General features: G+C 35.3%; 7 protein-coding genes. 3 read left to right on the plus strand and 4 right to left on the minus strand.

Annotated features, from left to right (window positions below; genetic code table 11):
- Nucleotides 1–227 precede the first annotated feature (227 nt).
- Nucleotides 228–1544: an APC family permease gene (locus J3495_RS18615; RefSeq protein ID WP_210668435.1), complete on the plus strand. Its 1317-nt coding sequence runs from the start codon at nt 228–230 to the stop codon at nt 1542–1544.
- 291 nt (nt 1545–1835) lie between these two features.
- Here J3495_RS18615 and J3495_RS18620 read toward each other — a convergent pair whose 3' ends face one another.
- Together J3495_RS18620 and J3495_RS18625 are read right to left on the minus strand one after the other, a co-directional pair.
- Entirely contained in the window at nt 1836–2708 is an 873-nt protein-coding gene (locus J3495_RS18620) for a type I restriction enzyme HsdR N-terminal domain-containing protein (protein ID WP_210668438.1), read from the minus strand.
- A 155-nt stretch (nt 2709–2863) separates the two neighbouring features.
- Nucleotides 2864–3601, minus strand: coding sequence for an RDD family protein (locus J3495_RS18625; protein ID WP_210668440.1), 738 nt, complete (start codon nt 3599–3601; stop codon nt 2864–2866).
- Between the two features lie 1064 nt (nt 3602–4665).
- Here J3495_RS18625 and J3495_RS18630 point away from each other — a divergent pair.
- Entirely contained in the window at nt 4666–7581 is a 2916-nt protein-coding gene (locus J3495_RS18630; RefSeq protein ID WP_210668443.1) for a S8 family serine peptidase, read from the plus strand.
- 138 nt (nt 7582–7719) lie between these two features.
- Here J3495_RS18630 and J3495_RS18635 read toward each other — a convergent pair whose 3' ends face one another.
- Entirely contained in the window at nt 7720–10353 is a 2634-nt protein-coding gene (locus J3495_RS18635; protein WP_210668445.1) for a valine--tRNA ligase, read from the minus strand.
- 305 nt (nt 10354–10658) lie between these two features.
- Between J3495_RS18635 and J3495_RS18640 the strand changes: the two genes are divergently transcribed.
- Nucleotides 10659–11039, plus strand: a complete 381-nt coding sequence (locus tag J3495_RS18640; RefSeq protein WP_210668446.1) for a DUF1573 domain-containing protein — start codon at nt 10659–10661, stop codon at nt 11037–11039.
- 87 nt (nt 11040–11126) lie between these two features.
- On the opposite strand, the gene J3495_RS18645 is transcribed toward J3495_RS18640, so the two are convergent.
- The gene (locus tag J3495_RS18645) at nt 11127–11339 is read right to left on the minus strand and encodes a hypothetical protein (protein ID WP_236025508.1); all 213 of its coding nucleotides are present in this window, start codon (nt 11337–11339) and stop codon (nt 11127–11129) included.
- Nucleotides 11340–11452: the final 113 nt, after the last annotated feature.

The raw sequence follows: 11452 nt of genomic DNA on the forward strand, positions 1-11452 counted from the left end.
TCAAATCAAAAACAGTTATAAAACGAAAAACGCTTATAGCGGATTTTTTAAAGTCCTGTTATAAGCGTTTTTTTATTGTCTAAAAAATAAACCTGATCAAAATAAGGGATGTTTTTCAGTGCCCTCCGGAAATGAACGAGGTTTTTGTTTTAGAAAAAAATGTATTTAAATTATAGTACTTTTGTTTGCCTAAACATTTAGATTTAACCAAAACCAAAATAATACCTATGATCGATTCCAAAAAGAACCAATTAAAAAAAAGCCTTGGACTCAGTTTTAACATTGCAGTACTAATTGGAGGAACTATCGGGGTCGGAATTCTAAGAACGCCCGGAACGATTGCAGGGCTGCTGGACAATTATTGGCTTATAATTGCATCTTGGCTCTTTGGAGGATTATTTGTTTTAATAGGTGCCAATTCGTATGCAGAACTCGCAACAATGCTTCCTAAAGCCGGCGGATCTTACAATTATATCAAAAGAGCTTTTGGAGATTATGCTGGTTTTTTATCGGGCTGGTTTGATTATATTACCAATGCCATTCCGCCCGCTTTTTACTGTATTGTCATCAGCGAATATATCATTATTTTGTTCCCCAATCTGGGTAATTACGCCACTGCAATAGCGATTTCATTGTTACTTGCATTTGTATTATTGCACTTAACAGGCGTAAAAAACGGAAGCGCCATTCAGCAAATTACCAGCTTCTTAAAAGTAATTTGTTTTGTTGCTTTGGTCGTGGCGTGTTTTATGTATTCGGGAATCAAACTGGCTCCTATTCCAAAGGATAATTCATTCTTTCAAATAGGTTTATTGTTTGGATTTTTCAAATCGCTTCAGCTTATTATCGGAACCTATAATGGTTGGAATAGTGTTTGCTTTTTTGCCGAAGAAAATGAAAACCCCGGAAAAAACATTCCGAAATCCTTATATAGTGGTGTGTTGCTTGTTGTAGCCATTTATGTGTTGCTCAACATTGCTTTTTTTCATGTTCTGCCGATCGAAACTTTAGCAAAGTCAAATCTCGCAGCTGCTGATGTTGCTAATATCATTTTTGGAAAAAACGGCGCCATCATCGTTACTGTAATTTCTATTTTCTCTTTAATCAGTATCCTGAATGCTTTTATGATGATTCCGCCAAGAATTTTGTACGGACTAAGCCGTGACGGATTTTTTACCGAAAAAGGAACTACCGTAAACCAAGGCGGAACACCCATCGTAGCACTCTTGGTCTCCTCATTGTTTAGTTTGTTTTTAATTTGTATTGGCTCTTTCGAAGTATTGTTCTCGTTTGCTGCCTTCACCTCTATTATCGTTTGGGGTTTGGCGTATTGCTCATTACTAAAGTTAAGAGTTACAGAACCCAATTTACCTAGACCTTATCGCTCTATTTGGTATCCCTGGACAACAATTATCGCCATTATTGCTTCCTTGGCATTATTGATTGGTTTTGTTTACAGCGATCCTAAAAGCTTTATCATTATCGTGATCATTACACTGATTTCTTACCCTTTGTTTTGGGTTTTAAATCGAAAGAAAAAGTAAAATAGTGTACGAAAAATTCTTTTTACAGGCGGTACTATCCTCTTTGCAGCAACAGAATTCATCTTAATCGTAGTACGATTTATTTTTGAAGAAAAAGAAGGAGGAATACTTTGCAGCGCTTGGAAACACGAGAAAACCAAACAGAAACTACTTCAAAAAAAAAGAGGCACTATAGCCTCTTGAAATTCTTAGAATTCATTTATCGAAAAACCCATAAGGGATGGATGTAGAGCGGTTCCGTTCAACAGGAGTTTCATTGTTGGCTTTTCAAGCCCAACGAAACTCTAGCTATTATGCGATGTTATTAAATCGTACTACTTGAAAAGGAATATAAGTTTCATTACTATTTGTAAAACTTTCTGTACCTCTTTTAGCACTAATCGAAATAGGAAACATTTCCTCCAATGAATTAAAATTTGCTTGATAAGGAGCATTTTTTAATTTTATTGTTATATAATCTTTTAGTATTGTAGGTACAGAATTGATAAATTCCTCAAACTTATCTTTTCCAAAATCTAAAGAAATACCGTAATCTTCTCCAAAATTAACAACAGAATAGATAGTGTACAATTCGTCATTAACTTTAGAAATATTTTGTACAAAAGCAGGAATGAAATGAAAAATTGTGTCTAAAGGACTTCCAACCTTTAATAAATGTATTCCAAAGTCTGGGTGAAAATGTTTTAAAAAAGGTTTTTCAATATGTATTGGACCTAAAACTTCCTCAACTAATTTCCAATTTTCATCAATATCTTTTATATCTATATCTAAAATTGGTTCAATTTCACTTATATGAAAAACTGTCAATTTTCTTCCGTTACATAATGAATATATGTTACAACGGACTTCTGAATTAATTGCATAACTATACGCTTGCTCAACATTTCCGCTTTTCAGAATATTTTCATTTGGTGCTTTTGCATCTAAAATCCATTTAGAATTATTTTCAGTTTCAAGAATATAATCGGGAATAATGTTTATTTTTCTTGTAGTTGAACCTATATTAACAAAAGGGTGTGTTAATGCTATTCCTCTTCGAATTTTGTTTTCTCCAGAGGATGTATATCCTAACCTTTTTAAAATAGGTACAATTATATCTTCTCTTACAGAATCTTCTTTATATTCAGGATCATTTAAAATTTCAAAATCTAAATTTTCAAACATATTTTTCAATTAGGTTATAAAATTGCGTTAGTTTCTTGATTCTGGTTGGCAATATCGCCTAACGTTTGGTCGCTTGGCGATGTGGTGGACTAAGGAAGCCTAATCTTTCGGCTAATGACTAATTTTCCAAGTACAAAACCATCTTCAAATTAAGCCTAATCCCGCCATATTGCCAAACGACGGTTACCTGATGTATTTTTATCTTTAACTACAATCGTTTTAGAAATTTTATCGTGAAATCCACTAATCGAATATAAATAAGAAATTCCGTCAAAAGGAATTAATCTCGAGAATGTTCTAATAATTATATTCATAAAATTAGGTTTTTCCCCGTCCAAATTTACAACTTTTGTATTGGTCAAGAGCTTTCCAATAGTTTTTTGATAAATACTTTCAGTCACTATAAAATAAAAGATAAATGCTGAAAATAAAGATATTCTGTTTACTAATATAATTTCTCTTGTACTTACAATATTCGTCGTATGTTTTATAATAAATACTATCAAAATATGAATACATAATACAGCAATTAAATCTATAACAAAATTCAAACCTCGTATAGTTGAGCGAGCAACAGTCTTATTTACATCTGTTATTTTCTGATTTCGTTGGGTCTCTTCTGTTTTGAGTTTTAAATTTTCATTCTCAATCTGAATTTTATATTCAGAGATATTTAATGATACATCTAAATTCCTCAATTCAATTTCTTTTCTTGCAGTTTCAAGAGCTAATTGTTGATATTTTCCACTATCAATTGTCACAATTTTAATTAATTCATTGTCTGTTTTATTGGACATTATTTTTGTGAAATTGTGCTCCATAGTTATTTTTAGATTTATTCTTGTTTCGTTATTTTTCGGTAATATATCAGGTAACTTGTTTATACCAGCCATAAAATAGCTCCAATCTACCCTAATTAAGGTGTATATAGGAAGTTTTGTTCCGTTTTATAGTATGTTTCAGTTTCAATAATAAAGCAGTACAAATGCTTCATTAATTCTAAAAACAAATATAACAATTCTCGCATCATCATCTCTGAGGAAAACCATAATGGTTGATTATTTATTTATTTGGAGACAAGTATAGCACTAAATAAATAGTCGGGAGCAGGTATTTATACGTGTTTTGAGGGTTTGTTACGGTTTTGTACTGAAGTTTTTAGGTGTTGTCACGAAGTTTTTAGGTCTTTTACTATAGTTTTTAGGTGCTATCATGAAGTGTTTGGGTTGTTTACCTAAACGTTTAGGTCGGGAACCTAAAATTTTAGGTATGGTGACGTAAACGTTTAGGTCGGGAACCGAAACGTTTAGGTCTGGAACCTAAAACTTTGCCCTCGGAACCTAAAAACTTCATGATAATACCTAAACGTTTGGGCTTGGAACCTAAAGTTTGGGGTTCGGAACCCCTCGGTTGGGGTTCTGAGGTGCTCGGTTGGGGTTCTGAGGTGCTCGGTTGGGGTTCCGAACCCCAAATTTGACGTTCGGAACGTCAAATTTGGCCCCCAAGGACGTCATTTTTGACGTCGGGAACCCCATTTTTGACGTCGAGAACCCCATCGATGGGGTGTCGAGCCCCATTTTTGGGGTTCCGGACGTCATCAATGGAGCTTGGCACCCCAAACGAACAGTTTTTTGTACGGTTACTCTGTATTAATTGAGCGTGCAATTTATCATAAAAAAATCAATCAATTTAAAATCAGGTATTTATACGGTAATTCAATTCACTTACTTTGAGTAGCTTTGATATAGTTTAAAGTAATTTCATACATAAATACTATTTTTTGTATGAAATTAAACAAATTTATTTTTCGGATGTATTTAATATTAACCTTTTAATATCTAAAATGATGAAAATGAAAACAAGCAAAGTTCCTGCAATTATTCAGGACAGAAGTCCTCCCTCTTTTTTGTTATCTCCCAGAACCCTCAAAAGAGTATCTCATTAAATCAAAAAAAATATGAAAAATTTATACCTTATTATTCTATTTTGTCTTTGTGGTATCACGTTTGGCCAAACTAAAAATGATATCGAAAAGATTAAATCCGAAACTAATATTGCGACACTAGAATCGTTAAGTGTGCAATATAAATCTGAATCTGATAAAAAGAAACAAAGAGCGGTAGGTCTTGCTAAGATTAATGGCTGGAGTCTCACTTTTATCAACAAAGATGGTACGCAAAGCGAATTGATGGATGTTTCTGAAGACGGAAAATATCCGATCTATTTTTCGCCTGAAAATGTTGCAGCCGCAAGATCTACCCGCGCCAATTATTTGAATTCTGGTGGTGGTTTAGGTCTCGCATTAAACGGACAAAACATGACCGCGCATGTTTGGGACGGAGGTGCCACCTTGCCTACCCACAATGAATTTGGCGGAAGAGTCGTTATTGGAGATGGTGTAACGACTATCATCACTACCAACAACAATAGCCAACATGCCAACCATGTTACGGGTACTATTGTTGCTGCAGGTTCTGTTGCACTATCAAAAGGAATGGCGTATCAGGGAAATGCCAGAACCCATGATTGGAATAGTGATTTATCTGAAGCGACTACAGCTGCTGCCAACGGAATGTTATTATCCAACCACTCGTATGGATGGGGAATAAGAAATGCCTCTGGAGCAGTAGTTATGGCGCCTTGGAGATTTGGAGCTTATGAATCTGTTGCAAGAGATTGGGACAACTTAATGTTTAATGCTCCTTATTATTTGATGGTAAAAGCGGCGGGTAATGACGGTAATGATAATACTGCCAATACGAGTCCGTTAGGAGGTTTTGCAGCCTATGATAAACTTACGGGGTATGCCACCGCAAAAAACAATCTGGTTATTGCCAATGCCAATGATGCGGTAATAAGTGGTACAGGGGCACTAACGAGTGTGACCATCAATAGTTCCAGTAGTCAAGGCCCTACAGACGATTTAAGAATCAAACCCGACCTTACCGGAAACGGAACCGCTCTTTATTCTACTGCTACCCTTACCTCTCCTATTACACCGCTAACAAATAGCAGTTATGGTAATGCAACAGGAACTTCTATGGCGTCTCCTAATGTTACCGGAACATTGCTTTTGCTACAGCAACATTATAGAAATACGACGGGGAATTTTATGCGCGCAGCCACCTTAAAAGGATTGGCTTTGCATACCGCAGATGATGCTGGGCCAACAGGTCCCGATGCCATCTATGGATGGGGTTTATTGAATGCAAAATTTGCTGCCGAAACCATCACCAAAAAAGGAACACAGGCGATTATTGACGAAAGAACATTAAATAACGGAAGTAGTTATAGCTATACTGTAACCTCTGATGGGGTGAATCCGTTAATTGCTTCTATCTCCTGGACAGATCCTGCTGGTGTTGCTTATGCGGGTAGTACAGCCAATATTGGTACTGCAAAACTTATAAACGACCTGGATATACGAGTTACAAATTCTTTGGGAACTACTTTTCCGTACCGATTATTAACCGCCACCACCAACGGATTAGGTGATAATACCAAAGATCCTTACGAAAGAATTAAGATCGTTGGAGCAGCGGGCAACTATACCATCACAATTACACACAAAGGTACTTTGGTAAACAGCAATCAGAGATATTCTGTAATTGTAACCGGTATCACTGCACCAATAGTAGATCTTTATATAAAAGACAGACCTTTTGATACGGGTGTCGAGCCAAATCCAGACTCAGGACCTATGTGGATAAGCGAGGACATTTGGGTGCGTCAAAACATGGATGGAGGTCTTGTACACGAAAATCCAGAATATAAAACAAGTTCGCCAAATGCCGTTTACGTTAGAGTTTATAATAAAGGAACTGTAACAAGTTCTGGCGGTAAAGTAAAACTGTATTTTGCCAAAGCATCGTCTGGATTGACATGGCCAACCAATTTTGTCAACTTTACTGTGGGAGGTGTATTGCACGGTGATGAAATTGGCGAAGTCAATATTCCGGCAATAGCCGTGGGAAGCAGCGCCATTGTGATGATTCCGTGGTATCCGCCAAATCCTGCCGACTTTACTTATGACCAACATCATTTTTGTCTTACTGCCAGAATTGAGTCTGTGAGCGATCCGATGTTTAATGAAGTAAATGGTATTAGTATTGCTGCCAATGCAAAAAACAACAATAACATCGCTTGGAAAAACCTAAGTGTTTATAATTTGAATACTACCGATTTTGTTCCGCCAACTGCTGTGTTTATTAGAGGAATAAAATCTAAATCTATCAATGTGAGATTTATAGATAAAGGTTTTAATGAAGAACTTAGAAATAATTTCTTTGAGTTAGGCGGTACAATAGAAGCAACTCTTGATGAACGCTTATTTGAAAGAGCAGAATCTAACGGAAGCCTCAAAGGTTTAAAAATTATAGATAAAAATAAAATTCTTATTGATTCTAGAGAAGCTGCCATTACCAATTTACCTATCGATAACGAAGAAACTTTTACTATTGCATTTGACTTTAGAATAGCAAAAGACCTTCCTGAAGGTGAACAAATCACGCTGGATCTTGTTCAGGAAGACGCCATTAAGGGAGAATTGGAAGGTGGTGAACGTTTTGCTCTTGTAAAAGCAGAAAAATCTCAAACCAAAGAAAAGGAAATCGCACTCGAAGAAGCTGCAACATCGCGCGTCTTTACTATTTATCCGAATCCTACAAGCGGAATATTTAAAATAAGTATTAATAATGAAGAACAAGGAACTTTAAAAATAACAAGCCTCTACAATGGTGCTGTTTTTGAAGAGAAAACCAATAAAGAAAAGGAGTTTAGCGTCAATATCGCCAACCAAACTGCCGGAATTTATATTGTTCAATTTATTTCTGATACCGGAATTGTAACCACCAGAAAGATTATCAAAAACTAACTGTCTGGTACAATTCCTTTAATTTGAATGCATAAAAGAGCCTCTTTTTGCCCCTAAATTCACATTTATTATTAAAAAGAAATCCCAATACTAAAAAATTTAGTATTGGGATTTTGTATTAAATAGAAATGGTAAATTTTATTTCAAACCAGCCAAACTTTGCTCGATGGTAGCAATTTTTGCCAAAGCATCTGCTTCTTTTTGTTTTTCGTTAGCCAGAACTTTTTCTGGCGCTCCGGCAACAAATTTCTCGTTGGATAATTTTGCCTGAACCGATTTTAAGAAACCTTGCGTATACTCCAACTCTGCCGTCAATTTGGCTATTTCTTCTTCTACATTGATATTTCCTGAAATCGGAATGAAATATTCATTTGATTTTACACGGAAAGATAATGCGCCATCTACTTTGGCCGCAACATATTCGAAAGCTGAAATATTTCCAAGTTTCGTTACGATAGTATCAAAATAAGTTGAAAGATTCTCGCTGTTGATTGCTTTTAATTCGATGCTATCTTTAAACGGAATATTTTTATCTTTTCTGATGGTTCTAATTCCTGAAATTACTTCGATAGTACTTTCAAAATCAGTAATTAAACTAGCGTTGAACGGTTTTAATGCTGGCCAAGTCGAAACAATTAGAGCTTCTTCTGTTGTTCTGTCAGCAATTAAATGCCAAATTTCTTCTGTTAAGAAAGGCATGAAAGGATGTAACAACTTCAGGTTGCTTTCTAACATTTCGATTGCTTTATCAAACGTAGCCTTATCAATGGGTTGTTGGTATGCTGGCTTGATCATCTCTAAAAACCAAGAGCAGAAATCATCCCAAACCAATTTATAAATCGCCATTAATGCATCTGAAATTCTATATTTTTCGAAATTATCTTCAATGTCAACTAAGGTTTGCTGCAACTTCGCTTCGTACCATTCAATCGCCACTTTTGATGATTCTGGTTGTGGAATAGTTTCAGAAACTTCCCAACCTTTAATCAGTTTGAAGGCATTCCATATTTTATTAGAAAAGGCTTTTCCTTGGTTACATAATTCTTCATCAAACATGATATCGTTTCCTGCAGAAGCACTTAAAAGCAATCCTACACGAACACCATCGGCGCCAAATTTTTCGATCAAGTCTAAAGGATCAGGAGAGTTCCCTAATGATTTAGACATTTTACGACGTTGTTTATCACGTACCAAACCTGTTAAATATACATTGGTAAATGGTTTTTCGCCCGCATATTCGTAACCCGCAATAATCATTCTCGCTACCCAGAAAAACAAAATATCCGGACCTGTAACCAAGTCATTGGTTGGATAATAATATTTGAAGTCTTCATTTTCAGGATTAACAACTCCATCAAAAACTGACATTGGCCATAACCATGCAGAGAACCAAGTGTCTAATGCGTCAACATCTTGTTTCAAGTCAGATGTTGTAAGTGAGCTGTTAGAAGTTTTTTCTTTCGCTAAAGCTAAAGCATCTTCAATATTTTCAGCAACTACAAAATCTTCTTTTCCGTCTCCGTAATAGAAAGCAGGAATTCTGTGTCCCCACCATAATTGGCGAGAGATGTTCCAATCGCGAATATTGTTTAACCAATGGGCGTAGGTGTTTTCAAAACGTTTGGGGTGCAATTTAATATCACCATCAACCAAAACCGATTTTATTGCCGGTTTTACCAAATCCTCCATTTTCAAAAACCATTGATCTGATAATCTTGGTTCGATTACCGCTTTGGTTCTTTCAGATGTTCCTACTTTATTCATATGGATTTCGGTCTTCGCCAAAGCCCCAATTTCTTCTAATTCTTTTGCAATTTCGGTACGAACTACAAAACGATCTTTTCCTTGATAATGCAATCCAAAACTATTTAGCGTAGCATCTTCATTAAAAATATCAATAATTTCAAGATTGTGCTTCTCTCCTAATGTTTTGTCATTCATATCGTGCGCAGGAGTTACTTTTAAGCAACCTGTTCCGAACTCAACATCTACATATTCGTCTTCGATAATCGGAATTATTCTACCACAAATAGGAACAATGGCGCTTTTACCTTTTAAGTGTGTAAAACGCTCATCGTTTGGATTGATACAAATTGCTGTGTCACCAAAAATGGTTTCAGGACGTGTAGTTGCAATCGTCAAGAAATCTTCTGAACCTTCAATTTTATATTGTAAGAAAAATAATTTTCCTTGTTGCTCTTCATAAATAACTTCTTCATCAGATAAAGTTGTTTTTGCTTCAGGATCCCAGTTTACCATTCGGTAACCACGATAAATTAGTCCTTTATTGTATAAATCGACAAAAGAGCGAATTACAGAAGCTGACATATCAGGATCCATCGTAAATTTGGTTCTTTCCCAGTCGCAGGACGCTCCTAATTTTTTCAGCTGATCTAAGATTACACCGCCATATTTATGAGTCCATTCCCAAGCGTGTGCTAGAAATTCTTCACGAGTTAAATCGTTTTTGTTGATTCCTTCTTCTTTTAATTTGGCTACTACTTTGGCTTCTGTGGCAATAGACGCGTGGTCGGTACCCGGTACCCAGCAGGCGTTGAAACCTTTTAGACGTGCACGACGAATTAAAACATCCTGAATCGTATTGTTTAACATGTGGCCCATGTGCAAAACTCCTGTGACATTTGGTGGCGGAATTACAATAGTATAAGGTGTTCTATGATCTGGCTCTGAATGAAAATAATTATTTTTCATCCAGTACTCATACCATTTATTCTCGATTGTTTTAGCGTCAAATTGGGCTGGAATACTCATTTATAGGTTGTTTATTCGTGGATATGTTGATTCGTTTAATCGTGTTATTGTTAATTCGTATAATTGTTAGTCGTTACTTTTTTTAATTGATTTGATTATTTGTAAATGTTGTTATCATGCAAAAACAAATAAACGGTTGAACAAATTAACGATTAAACAAAAAACTGGTTCAGTTTTTGTAATTATAACTGACAGCAAAAGTAAATAATTAAGTACACTATAAAAAACGAAATATTAACGAAATAATAATTTGTGTGTTAATTAAAACAATGTATATTTACTTACAACTTAAAAAACAATTTCAAATGAAAAATGTTGCCACTTTTATTATAATCCTATTGTTTAGTGCAATTGGTTATGCTCAAAACGGCCCAAAAATTGAATTTGCAGCCCCAGACAACACAATTGATTACGGAAGAATCTCAAAAACAGATAACGGACTTCGTTCTTTTGAGTTTACCAACACAGGAGATGCGCCATTATTAATCACATCTGCAGAATCTACAGTAAGTTCTGTTGTCGTAACAAAACCAGCTGCTGCTATTTTGCCGGGAAAAAAAGGAAAAATCGATGTAAAATACAATATGGCTATAGGCCCAATTCGTAAAACAATTACCGTAGAAACCAATGCTACTAACTACCCTGATGGTAGAGTTGCCCTAAAAATTAAAGGGGAAGTTTTATAAAAACATAGCCAATATTAATAACTAAAGCCGCTTTTTACAGTAAGAAGCGGCTTTTTTATGGATTTTTTTAATCTCTTTCTTTTTGAATTATTTACATGGAATACTGGTAAACTTATATTTTACACGATCAAAATCAATTGGCTGATCTTTTACCAAATAAGTAACTCCCATCGTGGTTTGCATAGTTCCGTTTCCTAAAATCAGTTGTTGATCACGTTTTAAAAATGCTATCGGATTTTTGAACGTTTTATTCTTATTTCCTCCTTCAATAAAAGTGTAATCAACGAATTGGACTTGCAACAAAAAGTGGGACAAATTTTCTAAGACCTATGCTACACTTTTAATTTTATAAAATTCTAGTTCGATTTCTTTAGGTGTTTTATATCCCAAAGAAGAATGCAGACGTTTTCTAT

This window comes from Flavobacterium geliluteum (assembly GCF_017948595.1).
Classification (GTDB): Bacteria; Bacteroidota; Bacteroidia; order Flavobacteriales; family Flavobacteriaceae; genus Flavobacterium; species Flavobacterium flavipigmentatum.